Below are 15,420 nucleotides of genomic sequence, written 5' to 3' on the forward strand. Positions count from 1 at the left end.
CTGCGTCACACGCATCATCCCGCCCCGCTCGACCGCGTCAAGCGTTCCGCGTGAATGGCGGGCCGAGACTGAATTCCAGTTCGACTGGTTCGCATGGCTACACCGGCAACGCATGCGTCGACAGGATTTCCTTCAGCACCATGAAACTGCGCACCTGCCGCACGCCGGGCAGATACAGCAACTGCTCCGCATGCAGCCGGTTGAAGCTCTCGCTGTCGCGCGTGCGCACCAGCATGAAGTAATCGAACTCGCCGGTCACGACGTGGCATTCGACGCAGCCGGACACCTTCTGCGCGGCCTTCTCGAATGCGGCGAACGCTTCCGGCGTCGAGCGGTCGAGCACGAAGCCGATCACGACCAGCATCCCCGCGCCGAGCGCCTTCGGCTCGAGCAGCGCGACGATCCCGCGAATCAGCCCCATCTCCTTGAGCCGCTCGACGCGGCGCAGGCACGCGGGCGCGCTCAGCTTCACCTTCGCGGCGAGCGCGACGTTCGAGATCGACGCGTCCTGCTGCAATTGCCGCAGGATCGCGCGATCGATCCGATCCAGCACCGGGGCGGCATCCGGCGCGGAATCCGAGCGCTTGCCTAATTTCATTGCGCCTGTCTCCTTTCCGGCGAACAGCGGTTGCTTGCTCATCGATGATTTCGTCATAAACGTAGGACGGCCGGATTTATTTCGCAAGCTCATTTCGCGTGTGCGTGCCTATCATTTTTTCATCGCGTCACGGCCCGGCGCCCGGTGTCGGCCGACGCGATCCGTTCATGCATTCACGCCTATGCGGCCATTCCGGAGACATTCGATGAACCTGCAACGCTTCCCACGCTATTCGCTGATCTTCGGCCCGACGCCGATCCAGCCGCTCAAGCGCCTGAGCGCGCATCTCGGCGGCAAGGTCGAGCTGTACGCGAAGCGCGAGGACTGCAACAGCGGCCTCGCGTTCGGCGGCAACAAGACCCGCAAGCTCGAATACCTGATCCCCGACGCGCTTGCGCAGGGCGCCGACACGCTGGTGTCGATCGGCGGCATCCAGTCGAACCAGACGCGCCAGGTCGCGGCCGTCGCCGCGCATCTCGGCATGAAGTGCGTGCTCGTGCAGGAGCATTGGGTCAACTATGAAGACCCCGTGTACGACCGCGTCGGCAACATCCAGCTGTCGCGGATGATGGGCGCCGACGTGCGGCTCGTCGCGGACGGCTTCGACATCGGCATCCGCCGCAGTTGGGAAGAGGCGATGGAGAGCGTGCGGCAGGCGGGCGGCAAGCCGTATCCGATTCCGGCCGGCTGCTCGGAACATCCGCTCGGTGGGCTCGGGTTCGTCGGCTTCGCCGAGGAAGTGCGCGCGCAGGAAGCGCAGCTCGGCTTCAGGTTCGACTACATCGTCGTGTGCTCGGTGACCGGCAGCACGCAGGCGGGGATGGTCGTCGGCTTCGCGGCCGACGGGCGCGCGGATCGCGTGATCGGCATCGATGCGTCGGCGAAGCCGGAGCAGACACGCGAGCAGATCACGCGGATCGCGCGGCATACGGCGGAGCTGGTCGGACTTGGGCGCGATATCGGCGAGCAGGATGTCGTGCTCGACACGCGCTACGGCGGCCCCGAATACGGGTTGCCAAACGACGGCACGCTCGAGGCGATTCGCCTTTGTGCACGGCTGGAAGGCGTGCTGACCGACCCCGTCTACGAAGGCAAATCGATGCACGGGATGATCGACAAGGTGCGGCGCGGCGAATTCGAGCCGGGGTCGAAGGTGCTGTATGCGCACCTGGGTGGGGTGCCGGCGTTGAGTGCGTACAGCTTCATCTTCCGCGACGGTTGATGCGCGGTTGCGGCATGCCGGTTTCGGCTCGTCATCACGCGCGTCCCGACGAAGATTAAAAATTTCGTACAAGCCTCAAAGAACTGATACGAAACTTCGTACTTGTCCGATTTAAATCACCGCTCCATTTCCAGAAAATCGATGTGGGTTTCGTTGATCGCCGCATCGCATCTCTACCTCCACACGCATCTTTCCGTATTTAAAAGATGCACGCGCGGCGCAAACGGTCTCCCGATAAGGCAGAGCGCGCTCCATCCATTCGTCTGACATTCCACGAAACCGGAAGCGGCAGCGGCGCACCGTATTCATCGGTGCGCGGTGCGTCGTGCATCATGCGAAGCGAAGAACGCAACGTCGTTTAAAACAGCATGGAAATGGGTATATGCATACGGCACTCTTTGACCGGCGAGCGCGCACGCCGTCGGCAGCCGCGGGGCTGCTTGCGCGTATGTCGGACGTCACACTGATTGCTCTCAGCGCGCTGGTCACGACCATGGTTCTGCCGCACGGCGGCGGCCATCCATCCGCCGAGGTGGCGCTCGTCGCGTCGGCGGCAACGTTCGCGATGGTGCTGTTTCCAACCTTCGGCGTCTATCGCGCAACGCGCAACCGTTCGAAATACTCCGTCGCCGGGCGCACGTGCATCGCGTGGATCGTCGCGCAGGCCTGCGCGACGCTCGTGATGCTCGCGCCGTATCACGCGCTGTCCGTGCCGACGGACTGGCATCTGTGCTGGTCGTTCGCGAGCAGCGCCACACTCGTCGCGTCGCGGCTCGCCGCGGGCACGCTGCTCGACCGCCTCGGCCACGCAGGCAAGCGCAACTGCCCGGTCGCGATCGTCGGCATGGGCACGCACGTCAACGCCGTGCTCGGCCGGATCGCCCGGTCGTCGTCGCCCGGATTTCGCGCGGCCGCCGTGCTCGACATGTCGAATCCGGCGCTCGACGATCACGGCGGCCTCCCCCGCTTCGATGAACTCGGCGCGTTCGCGGCACACGTGCGTGCGCACGCGATTCCGGAGGTGTGGGTCGCGCTGCCGATCGCCGAGACGCGCGCCGCTCTCGCCGTGCGCGACGCGTTCAGCCACGATCTCGTGAATATCCGCTTCATGCCGGACATCAGCACGCTCGCGATGTTCGACGGCGAGATGATCGATCTCGTCGGCGCGCCGGCGATCAACCTGGTCGCGTCGCCGCTGTCGTCGTGCGCGCGAATCCAGAAAGCGCTCTTCGACCGCGTGTTCGCGGCGGCCGCGCTCGTCGGCATCGCACCGTTGCTGCTCGCGATCGCCGTCGCGATCAGGCTGTCGTCGCCGGGGCCCGTGCTGTTCCGCCAGCGTCGCAAGGGCGCGAACGGCAAGGTGTTCACGATCTACAAGTTCAGGACCATGCGGCTGCATGCGGACGCCAACGGCGCGGTGCGCCAGGCGACGCGGGACGATCCGCGCGTGACGCGCATCGGCGCGTTCCTGCGCCGCACGAGCCTCGACGAACTGCCGCAGTTCATCAACGTGCTGCGCGGCGAGATGTCCGTGGTCGGGCCGCGTCCGCACGCGATCGAGCACGACGACCTGTACCAGCAGATCGTCGACGGCTACATCCACCGCTACCGCGTGAAGCCCGGCATCACCGGCTGGGCGCAGATCGAGAAGATGCGGCGCCGCGTCGAGGCCGATCTCTATTACCTGCGCAACTGGTCGTTCGCACTCGACATGCGCATCGTCGCGGCCACCGTCACGCACGGCTGGACCCACAGCAACGCGTACTGACGCGCCAGCGGCATCGCGCTGCGCGATGCCGGATCACATAGAGGACTACATATGAAAATTGCCGTGACCGAGCGGATCGGAAACACGCGCCCCGTTGGTGCCCGCCTGCTGCTAGCGGCCGCGCTCGGCGTCACGCTGTCCGCGTGCGCGATCGCCCCCGGCATGCGAATGAGCGAACCGCCGCCGCCCGCGGCAGGCGCACAAGCCGACGGCGAAGCGCCGCGCTATCGGATCGCGACGATCGATGCGGCGCTGGTCCGCACGCTGAAGGCGCAGGCCACCGAACAGCAGGCGGCGCAAGGCGCCGCACCGCCGAACGCAACGCGCGCCGCCGATCCCGTTGCCGGCTTCGTCGTCGATCAGAAAGGCCACGTGTCGTTTCCGTTCGCGGGCGCCGTGCCGGTCGCGGGCCTGACCACCGACGCCGCGCAAGCACGCGTCGCCGCCGCGCTTGCGCGTGTCTATCGCGATCCGCAAGTCACGCTGCGCGTCGCGTCGTTCCGCTCCAAGCAGGTCTATATCGACGGCGAAGTGCACACGCCGGGCGGCCAGCCCGTGAACGACGTGCCGATGACGCTCTACGATGCGCTCGGGCGCGCCGGCGGCATGAATCCGTCCGCGGACCAGAGCCGCCTGACGCTCGTGCGCGGCGGCGTGTCCCATCCGCTCGACCTGACGCAGCTGCTGCGCCACGGGCGCAACCCCGCGGACATCGCGCTCGCGGCCGGCGATCTGCTGCACGTGCCGGCCCGCAGCGATTACGGCGTGTACGTGATGGGCGAAGTCAACAAGCCGTCGCTCGCGCTGCCGCTGCGCGACGGCAGGCTGACGCTGTCCGACGCGCTGTCGCAGGCCGGCAGCGTGAACGCGAATACGGCCGACGCCGCCCAGATGTTCGTGATTCGCGGCTCGCAGACGGACGCGCCGCAGGTGTTCCATCTCGACGCGCGCTCGCCGGTGTCGATGGTGCTCGCCAACGAGTTCGAGCTGCAGCCGAAGGACATCGTCTACGTCGACGGCAACGGCCTCGTGCGCTTCAGCCGCGTGCTGAGCCTGCTGCTGCCGGGCGCCAACACCAGCGCCGCCGCGGCGCTCGCCGTCAAATGATCGCGGTGGCCACGCTGCTCGTCGTGTGCATCGGCAACGTCTGCCGCAGCCCGATGGCGGAAGCGCTGCTTCGCGCACGCCTGCCTGGTGTCGACGTTCAATCGGCCGGGATCGGCGCGCTCGACGGGCATCCGGCCGATCCGCACGCGGTCGCGCTGATGCGCGATCGCGGCCTCGACATCAGCGCGCATCGCGCGCGTCAGCTTCCCTCGTGGCTCTGCACGCGCGCCGACCTGATCCTCACGATGGATCGCGAGCAGAAGCGCTATCTCGAGCGCCGCGATCCGGCGTTGTGCGGCCGCGTCTTCCGGCTCGGCGAGGGTTGCCCCGCGCCGGACGGTACGCACACCGGCTTCGATGTGCCGGATCCGTATCTCGGCGCGCGCGCCGCTTTCGAACACAGCCTCGCGCTCATCGAGCGCGCGATCGACTGCTGGCGCGTGCGCATCGCGCCGGCCGGCGCGCAGCCGCCCGCCGAATCGCCGCAAGGCGACCCGCTGCCGCCTTCCCCTTCACGCCTCTCTTCCGGACTGAGCCGATGACGTTAATCCCTACCCCTCGACGCGTACGCGAGCGCCCCGACGAGATCAGTCTCGCCGCGGCCCTCGACACGCTCGTCTCCCATCGCTGGCTGATCGCGCTCGTTACCGCCGCGTGCGTCGGCGCAGGCACGCTGTACGCATTCCTCAGCCATCCGCTCTATCAGGCCGACATCCTGGTGCAGGTCGAGGACAGCGGCGACGCGTCCGCCGCGAAAAGCCTGCTCGGCGACGTGTCGTCGCTGTTCGACGTGAAATCGACTGCGGCCGCCGAAGCGCAGATCCTCGCGTCGCTGCTCGTCGTCACGCGCGCGGTCGACACGCTGCGCAGCTACATCGTCGTGCAGCCGCAGCGCTTTCCGGTGGTCGGCGATTTCATTTCGCGTTTCAACACCGGCATCACCCGCCCGGGCGTGCTCGGCCTCGAGGTGCCCGTAGACGATCGATGCCATCCCGAGCCCGCAGGCGAACAGGATCAGGACCGTCACGACGATTCCGCCGCCGAACATCGAAATGCTCTGATAGCGACGGATGGATTGAAGCGGGCTGTAACGCATGAGGCAAGACGACGGCGCGCCGAACGCGAAAACCGCACGGGTTTCCGGCCGGAGCATCCGTCACGATGGCCACTCTCGGAAAACAGGATGCAGCGATCATGCCAAACGGACCGTCGGAAATCAGGCGCCTGCCTCGCTTTTAGTACTTGTCATATATGGTTGATATTGATTATTGAACTTGAACGAAGTCCTCGCGGTAAAACAGGCCATCGAGGATGCCGGACCGACACCGGACACATTGCGTTCGGTACAAGCGCGGGTTCGACAGGCTGGCGTGCACGATTCAATCGCTACGCTCGACGAGCGTTTCGAACGCGTGATCGTGACCGTCATGAACGACGAACGTTTTCAGGTGATGTGTGATTTCCACGCAGCCGATCGGCCAGTGACGCGGACAGATGCCCCAGTGCGAGTAGACGGGGAAACGTTGGCACTTTCTTCGAGTTCTATTGGCGCCGCAATTCGAGCTTCGACACACCCGCAAGCGCGTACCCGGTCGCGCGTGCGGCGCAAAAGACGGATGCAACTCCGCCCGCGCCGGCACGCGTTCCAAGGCTCTCTCAGGTTCCTGCTTCGAATCGTTGTGTCACACCGCGCCGCACTTCCAGGTGCCCGCTGCCTGACAGCAGCGGCCGCCAAACATGACGCGGCAAACAATAGTGACGCGGTGAGCAATAATAATGGAGAAAATTTGCATGTCAAGCTTATTCTCGTTTCCAAAGCTTGCATGGTGCGTCACTTTTGCTATGCTTCCACGCGCAAATCACCGGAGACCCAACGAGATGCCCAACATCGAGCAGGCCAGCGCCGACCTCATCACCGCCACCAAGGTGCGCGACCTCCTGACCCGGAACGGCATCCCGCCACGCAGTCACAACACGACGATCGCGAACGTGCTCGGCCTCAGCTTTTCCGTCGTCACGCGCAAGATGAAAGGGCTGATCCCGTGGAACCTGTCGCAGTTGCAGGACATCGCGACGCACTTCGGCGTGCCGCCCGCGATCCTGCTCGACGACCGCGGCGCACAGGCGAACGCGCCCGCCACGGAGATGATCGATGCGACGCTCGTGATCGAATCGCGGCGCTTGCGCTGCCGCGCTGCGATCGCGGCGAAGGCCAGCAGCCGGCCTGAATCGGACTTCGTCGCGGTGCAGTCGCAAGGCGAGTGGATCGTGACCGAGCGCCAATACGCACACGAAGGCCGCACCTATCCGGTCGACCTGATCGAGCTGCGCTCCACGCAGCAGAGCGCGTACGTCGCACGGATCGCCGTGGTCGACGATTCGCAGGACGTCGCCGAAACGATCTGCGAGTACTTCGTCGAGAAAGGCGTGAACGCGATTCCGTATTTCGACTGCGATTCGTTCCGCAACGCGCTCGCCGTCGAGGATTTCGACGGCTACATCCTCGACTGGATGCTCGGCGACCAGACGGCCGCGGATCTCGTGTGCGGCATCCGCTCGAGCGAAAACGGCGGCGCGCCGATCTTCCTGCTGACGGGCAAGATCTCGACCGGCGAAGCGAGCGAGGACGAAATCGCGCACGTGGTGTCGCACTACAATGCGCGCTGCGAAGAAAAACCGGTGCGCTTGCCGATCCTGTACGCCGAAGTGGCGCGCGAGCTGAAGGTCGCGCAGCCGCTCAACAGCAGCACCGGCTGAACCGCCGCTCCCACGACAACACGCGAGGAAAACACATGCGAATTTCGACGTTCTGGCTGAAAACCCTGCTGCTCGCCAGCCTGCTGGGCGCGGCCGCCGCCTGCTGGGCCGCACCGTTCACGTTCACCGTCGACGGCCGGATCGCGAAGTCGAACCAGCCCGGCAAGACCGTTTACGTGTTTTCCGAGCAGGAGCTGATGGCGCTGCCGCAACACGAGATCTCCACGTCCACGAGCTGGACGCCGCAAGCGACCTTCAGCGGCCCGCGCCTGAGCGACGTGCTGAAGGTGGTCGGCGCGCAGGGCACGCAGATCGAATTCCGCTGCATCGACGAATACACGTTCACGATTCCGGTGTCCGACGCCGACAAGTACGGCGTGATTCTCGCGCGCAAGATGAACGGCAAGGTGCTCGGCAACGACAACTACGGCCCGCTGTGGATCATGTATCCGCGCGACCAGTTCCCTGACGACCTGAAGACGCCGCTCGGCGAGGCCAAGTTCGCCTGGCAGATCATCGGCCTGACCGTGAAATGAACGGCAAGCAATGGAAGAATAGAAAAATCATCATCGTCCTCGGATCCCTGTGGATCCTGGGATTCGCGGCGTGGGCGTTCCTGCTGTACGACCTGCTCGCGACCTCGGTCAACGAGGGCGTGCTCGAAGGCCCGCGCGAAGGCGTGTTCTGGACGGCTGCGCAATACCGCAATGCGTACAGCCGCTTCGACCGGCAGCTGATCCTGTACGCGACGCATCAGGACGACGACTTCGACCACCTGCAGACGCAGCTCGACAGCCTGTCGGTGTCGTTCGGTTTCCTGCAGCGGCCGTCCGAAGTGTCCGAGTACTGGCTGCGCATTCCGAAGGCGCGCGACGACATCGCGACCCTCGGCGCATTCATGACGCGCCTGAAGCGCGACGTGCCGCCGCTGCGCGACACGCCCGGCAACGCCGCGCGCGTGCTCGCCGATGTCGCCGCATTCTGGCCCAAGGTGAACGGCCTGTCGAACTATTTCCGCGCAATCGAAATGGCGCAGCGCGATTTCACGTTCCATCAGCTGAAGGAAAAGCAGCGCGCGATCCTGATTCTCGGCGGCATTCTCGGCGTGATCCTCGGCGCGCTGTTCCTGCTGCTGTTCTATACGGTGCGCACGCGTGACGACCTGCTCGAGCGGCAGCACGCAGCGCTCGAAGCCGAAAAGAAGGCGTCGGATCGCGCGTTCGAGATGATCGAGGCGAAGAACGCGTTTCTCGGCATGGTGAGCCATGAGCTGCGCACGCCGCTGCAGGCGGTCTGCGGATCGATCGAGATCCTGCTCGCGCGACCGCAGTCCGACGCAAACCTGAAGACGATCAGGCGGCTGCAGAACTCGGCGGCGTCGCTCGAAGCGCTGGTGAAGGAGCTCACCGACTACATCAAGCTCCGCTCGACGAAGCGTCTCGCGGAATCGGAAGTCGTCGGCGTCGCGGCGCTGGTCGCCGACGTGCTGGAGCCGTTTCGCGAGCGGATCGCCGCGAAGCGCATCCAGGTCACGCAGCAGGTCGAGCCGGCCGCGCTCGCGGTGCGCTCCGATCGCAAGCTGCTGCAGCAGGTGCTGTCCAACCTGATCGAGAACGCGGTCAAATACACGAACGGAGGCGCGAACGGCGGCACGATCGCCGTCACCGCGACGCTCGCCGGCACGCCGGCCGGCGATCAGTTGACGATCGTCGTGCGCGACACCGGCGTCGGCATCGCGAAATCGCATCTGTCGAAGGTCTTCGAGCCGTTCTACCGCGCGAACGATGCGGTGGGGCTGCACGTGGACGGCATCGGCATGGGCCTCGCCGTCGTGCGGGAGATCGTGACGACGCTGCGCGGGCATGTCGAGGTCCGCAGCGCGGTCGGCGAAGGCAGCGAATTCGTGGTCACGCTGCCGGTCGAACTGCCCGCCGGCGGCGAACGGCCGGGCGACGCGCCCGCGTTGCCGCGTTCCGCGCCGCCGCGCGCCCGGCGCGCGCTCGTCGTCGACGACAACGACAACGCACGCGAGACGCTCGGCTCGATGCTGTCCGCGCTCGGGATTCCGGCCGACCTGTGCGGCACGGGCAACGACGGTATCGCGCGTTTCAACGGACACCGCTACGACCTCGTGCTGCTCGATCTGGAGCTGCCTGACCTGAGCGGGTTCGAGGTCGCGAAACGGATCCGCGCCACGTTGCCGCCGGGCCGCGAGCGGCAGACGGCGATCCTGGGCGTCAGCGCGTACGAGTCGGCGACCCTCGAGGAAAACCAGCAGGTGTTCGACGCGTTCCTGCCGAAACCCGTGCATCTGCGCGACCTCGGCACGGTCGTGGATCGGCTGCTCGGGTAGCGGTGCTTCGTGCGGCGGGCGCGCGACGTCCGATCGGATAAGATACGACCCGTCACGCCAATTACCGACCAGACGGAGTGTTTCAGTGATTCAACCGGGCAACGTATTCAAGGACAACCTCGCGCAACTGCCGGCCATCGACGCGATCGAGCGCATCGACCTCGTCAATGCCAACGGCGACGTGGTGGCCAGCATCGAGAACAAGCCGGGCAAGCAGGGTTCGCTCGCGGTCTACCACTATCTGCAGCAGACGTTCGGCACGCTGGACGCAAAGGCCGCCGAGCACGGCCTCGCGGTGTTCGGCGAGCACACGGCCGACGCGCGCAACCGCCCGGGCGCACACCCGAACGTCGACCACCTGCTCGCGATCGTGGCGGGTGGCGCGCCGCTGCGCATCGACGTGATCGCACGCGCGTAGGCGCGTAAGCGCGGAGGAATCGCATGATCGACGTCTCCACGCTCGCGCTGTTCTCGGGCGCGTGTCTCGCGCTGACCGCCACGCCGGGCCCCGACATGCTGCTGATCGCGTCGCGCAGCGTCAGCCAGGGCCGCCGCGCCGGGTTCGCGACGCTCGCCGGCATCCAGGCCGGCACGTACTGCCATGCACTGGCCGCCGCGCTCGGCCTGTCGCAGCTGTTTGTCGCCGTGCCGACCGCGTATGACATCGTGCGTTTCGCCGGCGCCGCCTACCTGCTCTACCTCGCGTGGAAGACGTTCCGGTCGGATCCGACCGCGCTCGCGCCGAACGCGTCGATCCGGCGCCGCTCGACCGCGACGATCTTTCGCCAGGGGCTGACGACCAATCTCCTCAATCCGAAGATGGCGCTGTTCGTGCTCGCGCTGTTTCCGCAGTTCGTCCGGCCGGAATCCGGGTCGATTACCGTCCAGATCCTCGTGCTCGCGACGGTGCTCAACGCGATCGGCCTCGTGGTCAACGGCGCGGTGATCCTGTCCGCCAGCCGGCTGAGCCGCCGGTTCAGCGAACGCCGGCGCCCGTCGAAACTGCCGCAATACCTGCTCGGTTCGGTGTTCGTGGGACTCGCCGCGCGGCTCGCGGCCGCCGGCCGGAACTGATCGCGCGGCGCATCGGCTCTCACCCGCCCCGTTGCGCCGGCGTCACCGGTCCGCGCCCAGCGACACCCGCAGCCGCTCCATCAGCCGCGTGTAATGCCGGCGCACGTCGGCGGCATCCACGACGCTCGCGCTCGAAAACCGCTCGTTCCACGCCAGGTTCCATGCATACGTGCCGTGCCGCGTCCGGTCGCCGTTCGGCGCCTGGATCAGCGAGCGGATCCGTGCATCCTGGCCGGCGCCCGTGTGGATCTCGAACAGCGCATGGATGTATGCGTGATACGCGTCGTACACGTCATCGTCGAACAGGTAGCGATAGATGTGGAAGGTCCGGTCCAGTTCGCGCTTCGCGCGAATCACGTCGTCCGGCGAAATGTCCTTCCAGTGGCCGATCCACGTGTAGAAGCACAGCAGCTCGTTGAGCAGCGGCGCGACGGTGTCGTAGAGCGCGAGACGCTTCTCGATGAGCTTCTGGTTGGTCCATTGCACGAGTTCGAGCTGCTTCAGCCGGCGGCTGATGAACCAGCCGAGGCCGGCCACCGACAGCGGCATCAGGATGTCGATCGCGAGCTTGAAGACTTCCAGCAAATTCCAGGGATTGTCGATGGCTTGCATGGGCGCCCGGCACGAGAAACAAAACGGGATCGGAATGCGCGACTCGAGCGAGCGCCAGCCGGACGCCTCGCGCATACGCGCGGGCCGGCGCGATTCGGCCGTTAGTTGCAAGGCGGGTGGCCGAGTCGTCACGCATGCGTTCAACATACTGGCCAATTGTCACCAGTCCGTGACCATTCGTCCAATTTCGGTTCGCGGCGCGTGACACCGACCCGCGCCGCACGCTACGTCGGCAACGCCGACGTCAGCTTGATCTTCTGCATCGGAATATCGGTCTTCACGCTCTGCACGCCCGGGATGCGCGTCAGGTATTCCATCTGGAAGCGCCGGTAGTCGTCGATGTCGGCCGCGACGATGCGCAGCAGGAAATCGCAATCGCCTGCCATCAGGTGACACTCGACGACTTCCGGCATCTGCTGGACGGCATCGGCAAAGCGATTCACGGTATCGGCGTCCTGCCCCTTCAGCCACACGCGCGCGAAGATCGTCAGCGCCTTGCCGACCTTCGCCGGGTTCAGCACCGCGACGTATTTCTCGATCACGCCCGCCTCCTCGAGCAGCCGCACGCGCCGCAGGCACGGCGACGGCGACAGCCCCACTTCGTGCGCGAGCTCGACATTCTGCATGCGGCCGTCGCGCTGCAGCGCGTTCAGGATCCGCCGGTCGATGGCATCAATCTTCATTGGCATCCGATTCCACAATTTTTCAAACAACGACATTGAATGCCAAATTCTCCGAAAGATCTGGCCACAACGCAACCCGATTCGAGTCAAAAAAGCAGACAATCCTCCCCCCGAAGGAGGAGTAATGAGCAGTAGCGTTTCAACATCGACCGGGCTGCGCGAGCGGCCTGCCTTTATCGCCGAGATGGGCCGCGGGATGCGCGCGGCGCTGCCCGTCATGCTGGGTTTCATTCCGTTCGCGCTGGTGCTGGGTGCGCAGGCAACCCAGAAGGGCCTGGGCATCCTCGAAGTGCCGCTGATGACGGGCCTCAATTTCGGCGGTGGCTCGGAGTTCGCGGCGATCCATCTGTGGACGTCGCCACCGCACATCGCGCTGATCGTCGCGATGTCGTTCCTCGTGAATTCGCGTCACATCCTGATGGGCGCCGCGTTCGCGCCGTATATCCGGCGCCTGCCGCGCCGGCGCGCGTTCGCCGCGCTGTTCTTCATGTGCGACGAGAGCTGGGCGATGTCGCTCGCCGACGCGCGGCAGCGATCGGCCGATCACATCAGCGTCGCGTACTACGCGGGCGTGGCGGCCGGCCTCTATTCGACGTGGGTGTCGATGACCACGCTCGGCGCGGCGCTCGGCCCGACGATCGGCGACGTCGAGCAATACGGCTTCGACATGGCGTTCACGGCGGTCTTTCTCGTGCTGCTGCGCGGAATGTGGAAAGGCCTGCGCGCGAGCCGGCCGTGGTTCGTCAGCCTCGTGGTCGCGGCCACCACGCATCTGGCCGTGCCCGGCGCGTGGTATGTCGCGGCCGGCGCGTGCGCGGGGCTGATCGCCGCGCTGCTGTGGGAGCCGCGCGATGCCTGACGCCGCTACCCTCGCGACGATCGTGCTGATGGCGTCGAGCACGTACCTGTCGCGCATCCTCGGCTACGTGATGCTGCGCAACCGCACGCTGAGCCCGCGCATGACCGCCGTGATGGAAAACGTGCCCGGCTGCGTGCTGATCTCGGTGATCGCGCCGGCGTTCGTGTCGAGCCGACCCGCCGATCTGGCCGCGCTCGCGATCACGCTGCTCGCCGCGACCCGCCTGTCGATCCTGCCGACCGTGACGATCGGCGTCGTCGCGGCCGGCGTGCTGCGGCACCTGCTCGGGTAATTCGGCGCGGCGGCACCGCGCAGCGCGCATGCGCGCATGCGCGCTCGCGCCAGCGTGGCTGCGCATGGGCCCAGTCGGCGATCAGCGGCGTGTCGACGAGGCCCGGCGCTACCGCACCGACGCGGAAAGCATCATGCGTCTTCCCCATCGGGCAGATCGATCAACGCCTCGCGCTTCCCGGCCACATACAGGCGCTTGCCGATCCTCGGGTAATCGCACACGTCGTGTTCGAGCCGCTGCCCGGCGACGAAGAGCACGAGCGGCACGTCACCCGTGTTCACCAGCGTGTGCGCGTCGCCGCCACGCCGGAACCCGAGGAAATCGCCGGGCCCGACCGCGTAGTCGCGCTCGCCGATCGTCGCGGTGCCGTTGCCGGACAGCACGTACACGCACTCCTCTTCGTAGTGGTGCATGTGATATTCGGCCGACCCGTGCCCCGGCATCAGCGTGACCTGCAGCACGCCGAGCTGCGTGAGCCCGGTCAGGTCGCCCAGCGGTTTCTTGAGACGGACTGCGTCGGCATTCAGCGAATGGACCGAGCGCTCCGGCTCCATGTTCTCGATCTCGGCTGCCTTCAACAATTCACGAGGATGATTCGTCAAGGTTGTGCTCGCAACGATAGATGCTTGGGTTGAGTGACCCGTCCGCCACGTGGTGCTGCAACCAATAGATTGGCTGTTAGTTCCAATGTGGCGCGGCGGCCCGGTATTCGTCCACGACCGCCGCGCTGCATGCTTCAGCCGACGTGCCACACACGCAACGCGGCGAGCAGGCCGATGAGCCGTTCGACGTGTTCATCGCCAGTCCGCCACGACGACACGCTGATCCGGAATGCCGGCCGCCCCTGCCACACGGTCGCGCCGAACCAGACCTCGCCGGATGCCTGCGCGGCTTCGCGGATCGCGACAGTTTGCGCCTCCGTGCCCGCGCGCACCAGTACCTGATTGAGCACCACACGGTTCAGCACATCGTAGCCGGCCGCCCGCAGGCCGTCGGCGATGCGCGACGCGTACGCGCAATGGCGATCGACCATCGCGGCCACGCCCTCGCGCCCGAGCGAGCGCAGCGCGGCCCACACCGGAATGCCGCGCGCCCGCCGCGAGAACTCGAGATTGAGGTTCTTTTGCGCGTCCTGCGCTCCGCTCAGGTACACCGCGTCGCTGTTCATCGCGGTGGCCAGCGCCGCCGCGTCGCGACAGATCACCATCGCGCCGTCGTACGGCGTGTTGAGCCACTTGTGGCCGTCGGTCGTCCAGCTGTCCGCGCCGTCGACGCCGTCGGTCAGCGCGTGCTTCGACGACGCCCGCGCCCACAGGCCGAACGCGCCGTCCACGTGAACCCAGGCACCGGCCGCCTTCGCGCGCGGGATCAGCGCGGCGAACGGATCGAACTCGCCGGTGTTCACCTCGCCGGCCTGCACGCAGAAGATCGTCATGTCGTCGAGCGGCGGCAGGCGATCGGGATCGATGCGTCCGTGCGCGTCCACCGGCGCGACGACGATGCGCTTCATCCCGAAGCCGAGCACCCGCAGCGCCTTCTTGACCGTGATGTGTGCGAGCTCCGAAATCACCACCTTGATCTCCGGCGCGCCGATCAGCCCGTCGCCGTCGAAGTCCCATCCCTTGCGCGCGAGCAGCGCGCGCCGTGCGGCGGCGATCGCGACGAGCGTGCACGCCGTCGCGCTGGTGCCGAAGCCGACCGCGCTGTCGCGCGGCAGGTCGAGCGCGTCGACGACCCAGCGCGCCGCGAGCCGTTCGAGCGTCGCGGCAACCGGCGAATTGTCGAACGACGACGCGCACTGGTCCCACGCGAGCATCAGGCGCTCGGCCGCGGCGGCGGCCGGCAGCGCCGCGCCGATCACGAAGCCGAAATAGTGCGGGCCATTCGACGCGACGGTCGCGGGCGAGCCCGCCTCGTCGAGCACGCGCAGCACGTCGTCGGCCGGCTTCCCCTGCTCGGGCAACGGCTCGTCGAACGCGGCCAGGTTCGCCAGCGCGGCGGCGTCCGGAAACGCGCGGCGCGTCTCCGCCGACGCGAGGTACGCACGCGCCCGTTGATCGGCATCGGCCAGCAACGCAAGTTCGTTCATGTCGGG

General features: G+C 66.5%; 17 protein-coding genes and 1 pseudogene. 12 read left to right on the plus strand and 6 right to left on the minus strand.

All coding sequences use genetic code 11. The features are described from left to right. Nucleotides 1–97 precede the first annotated feature (97 nt). Nucleotides 98–598, minus strand: a complete 501-nt coding sequence (locus tag DID96_RS12685; RefSeq protein WP_124599753.1) for an Lrp/AsnC family transcriptional regulator — start codon at nt 596–598, stop codon at nt 98–100. Nucleotides 599–803: 205 nt separating this feature from the next. On the opposite strand from DID96_RS12685, the gene DID96_RS12690 reads away from it, so the two are divergent. The 10 genes from DID96_RS12690 (at nt 804) to DID96_RS12735 (ending at nt 10,879) form a co-directional block, all read left to right on the plus strand. Next, nucleotides 804–1,820, plus strand: coding sequence for a 1-aminocyclopropane-1-carboxylate deaminase (locus DID96_RS12690; protein WP_124599666.1), 1,017 nt, complete (start codon nt 804–806; stop codon nt 1,818–1,820). A gap of 382 nt (nt 1,821–2,202) precedes the next feature. Further along, nucleotides 2,203–3,588 carry an undecaprenyl-phosphate glucose phosphotransferase gene (locus tag DID96_RS12695; protein ID WP_124599667.1) on the plus strand — a complete coding sequence of 462 codons (1,386 nt, stop codon included), beginning with the start codon at nt 2,203–2,205 and terminating at the stop codon, nt 3,586–3,588. Between the two features lie 51 nt (nt 3,589–3,639). Then, nucleotides 3,640–4,695, plus strand: a complete 1,056-nt coding sequence (locus DID96_RS12700) for an SLBB domain-containing protein (RefSeq protein ID WP_124599668.1) — start codon at nt 3,640–3,642, stop codon at nt 4,693–4,695. Then, a complete protein-coding gene (locus tag DID96_RS12705) occupies nt 4,692–5,237 on the plus strand; it encodes a low molecular weight protein-tyrosine-phosphatase (RefSeq protein WP_124599669.1) in 546 nt (181 codons plus the stop codon). Before DID96_RS12700 ends, DID96_RS12705 begins: the two co-directional genes overlap by 4 nt. Next, nucleotides 5,234–6,154, plus strand: coding sequence for a Wzz/FepE/Etk N-terminal domain-containing protein (locus tag DID96_RS39540; RefSeq protein WP_409333774.1), 921 nt, complete (start codon nt 5,234–5,236; stop codon nt 6,152–6,154). The genes DID96_RS12705 and DID96_RS39540 overlap by 4 nt, the downstream gene beginning before the upstream one ends. 419 nt (nt 6,155–6,573) lie before the next feature. Further along, entirely contained in the window at nt 6,574–7,452 is an 879-nt protein-coding gene (locus DID96_RS12715) for a helix-turn-helix domain-containing protein (RefSeq protein WP_124599670.1), read from the plus strand. A gap of 35 nt (nt 7,453–7,487) precedes the next feature. Further along, complete coding sequence (locus tag DID96_RS12720; RefSeq protein WP_124599671.1) at nt 7,488–7,988, plus strand: molybdopterin-dependent oxidoreductase; 501 nt, start codon at nt 7,488–7,490, stop codon at nt 7,986–7,988. Beyond that, the gene (atsR, locus tag DID96_RS12725; RefSeq protein WP_124599672.1) at nt 7,985–9,805 is read left to right on the plus strand and encodes a hybrid sensor histidine kinase/response regulator AtsR; all 1,821 of its coding nucleotides are present in this window, start codon (nt 7,985–7,987) and stop codon (nt 9,803–9,805) included. The genes DID96_RS12720 and atsR overlap by 4 nt, the downstream gene beginning before the upstream one ends. Nucleotides 9,806–9,890: 85 nt before the next feature. Continuing rightward, nucleotides 9,891–10,223, plus strand: a complete 333-nt coding sequence (locus DID96_RS12730) for a DUF2322 family protein (RefSeq protein ID WP_124599673.1) — start codon at nt 9,891–9,893, stop codon at nt 10,221–10,223. Between the two features lie 23 nt (nt 10,224–10,246). Continuing rightward, nucleotides 10,247–10,879: a LysE family translocator gene (locus tag DID96_RS12735; RefSeq protein ID WP_124599674.1), complete on the plus strand. Its 633-nt coding sequence runs from the start codon at nt 10,247–10,249 to the stop codon at nt 10,877–10,879. A gap of 42 nt (nt 10,880–10,921) precedes the next feature. Here DID96_RS12735 and DID96_RS12740 read toward each other — a convergent pair whose 3' ends face one another. Then, nucleotides 10,922–11,491 carry a hypothetical protein gene (locus DID96_RS12740; protein ID WP_124599675.1) on the minus strand — a complete coding sequence of 190 codons (570 nt, stop codon included), beginning with the start codon at nt 11,489–11,491 and terminating at the stop codon, nt 10,922–10,924. 224 nt (nt 11,492–11,715) lie between these two features. Then, entirely contained in the window at nt 11,716–12,174 is a 459-nt protein-coding gene (locus DID96_RS12745; protein WP_124599676.1) for an Lrp/AsnC family transcriptional regulator, read from the minus strand. A gap of 124 nt (nt 12,175–12,298) precedes the next feature. Here DID96_RS12745 and DID96_RS12750 point away from each other — a divergent pair, with 124 nt between their 5' ends. Continuing rightward, nucleotides 12,299–13,033, plus strand: coding sequence for an AzlC family ABC transporter permease (locus DID96_RS12750; protein WP_124599677.1), 735 nt, complete (start codon nt 12,299–12,301; stop codon nt 13,031–13,033). Next, on the plus strand, nt 13,026–13,325 hold the full coding sequence (locus DID96_RS12755) for an AzlD family protein (protein ID WP_124599678.1): 300 nt from the start codon (nt 13,026–13,028) through the stop codon (nt 13,323–13,325). Before DID96_RS12750 ends, DID96_RS12755 begins: the two co-directional genes overlap by 8 nt. On the opposite strand, the pseudogene DID96_RS39545 reads toward DID96_RS12755, so the two are convergent. The 3 genes and pseudogenes from DID96_RS39545 to DID96_RS12770 form a co-directional block, all read right to left on the minus strand. Beyond that, a pseudogene (locus DID96_RS39545) lies at nt 13,234–13,455 on the minus strand (hypothetical protein); the annotation flags it as partial. The gene DID96_RS12755 and the pseudogene DID96_RS39545 sit on opposite strands and share 92 nt — an antisense overlap. A gap of 1 nt (nt 13,456) precedes the next feature. Further along, nucleotides 13,457–13,927: a cupin domain-containing protein gene (locus tag DID96_RS12765; protein ID WP_311767737.1), complete on the minus strand. Its 471-nt coding sequence runs from the start codon at nt 13,925–13,927 to the stop codon at nt 13,457–13,459. Nucleotides 13,928–14,061: 134 nt separating this feature from the next. Next, nucleotides 14,062–15,414 (minus strand): aminotransferase class V-fold PLP-dependent enzyme, encoded by a 1,353-nt coding sequence (locus tag DID96_RS12770; protein ID WP_124599680.1) that lies wholly within the window; start codon nt 15,412–15,414, stop codon nt 14,062–14,064. Nucleotides 15,415–15,420: the final 6 nt, after the last annotated feature.

Source organism: Burkholderia sp. Bp8963, assembly GCF_003854275.1.
Lineage (GTDB): Bacteria > Pseudomonadota > Gammaproteobacteria > Burkholderiales > Burkholderiaceae > Burkholderia.

What these genes read in the sequence shown, in the direction of transcription:
- DID96_RS12685 (WP_124599753.1), bottom strand. Translation starts at nt 598, where the DNA reads ATGAAATTAGGCAAGCGCTCGGATTCCGCGCCGGATGCCGCCCCGGTG.
- DID96_RS12690 (WP_124599666.1), top strand. Translation starts at nt 804, where the DNA reads ATGAACCTGCAACGCTTCCCACGCTATTCGCTGATCTTCGGCCCGACG.
- DID96_RS12695 (WP_124599667.1), top strand. Translation starts at nt 2,203, where the DNA reads ATGCATACGGCACTCTTTGACCGGCGAGCGCGCACGCCGTCGGCAGCC.
- DID96_RS12700 (WP_124599668.1), top strand. Translation starts at nt 3,640, where the DNA reads ATGAAAATTGCCGTGACCGAGCGGATCGGAAACACGCGCCCCGTTGGT.
- DID96_RS12705 (WP_124599669.1), top strand. Translation starts at nt 4,692, where the DNA reads ATGATCGCGGTGGCCACGCTGCTCGTCGTGTGCATCGGCAACGTCTGC.
- DID96_RS39540 (WP_409333774.1), top strand. Translation starts at nt 5,234, where the DNA reads ATGACGTTAATCCCTACCCCTCGACGCGTACGCGAGCGCCCCGACGAG.
- DID96_RS12715 (WP_124599670.1), top strand. Translation starts at nt 6,574, where the DNA reads ATGCCCAACATCGAGCAGGCCAGCGCCGACCTCATCACCGCCACCAAG.
- DID96_RS12720 (WP_124599671.1), top strand. Translation starts at nt 7,488, where the DNA reads ATGCGAATTTCGACGTTCTGGCTGAAAACCCTGCTGCTCGCCAGCCTG.
- atsR (WP_124599672.1), top strand. Translation starts at nt 7,985, where the DNA reads ATGAACGGCAAGCAATGGAAGAATAGAAAAATCATCATCGTCCTCGGA.
- DID96_RS12735 (WP_124599674.1), top strand. Translation starts at nt 10,247, where the DNA reads ATGATCGACGTCTCCACGCTCGCGCTGTTCTCGGGCGCGTGTCTCGCG.
- DID96_RS12740 (WP_124599675.1), bottom strand. Translation starts at nt 11,491, where the DNA reads ATGCAAGCCATCGACAATCCCTGGAATTTGCTGGAAGTCTTCAAGCTC.
- DID96_RS12745 (WP_124599676.1), bottom strand. Translation starts at nt 12,174, where the DNA reads ATGAAGATTGATGCCATCGACCGGCGGATCCTGAACGCGCTGCAGCGC.
- DID96_RS12750 (WP_124599677.1), top strand. Translation starts at nt 12,299, where the DNA reads ATGAGCAGTAGCGTTTCAACATCGACCGGGCTGCGCGAGCGGCCTGCC.
- DID96_RS12755 (WP_124599678.1), top strand. Translation starts at nt 13,026, where the DNA reads ATGCCTGACGCCGCTACCCTCGCGACGATCGTGCTGATGGCGTCGAGC.
- DID96_RS12770 (WP_124599680.1), bottom strand. Translation starts at nt 15,414, where the DNA reads ATGAACGAACTTGCGTTGCTGGCCGATGCCGATCAACGGGCGCGTGCG.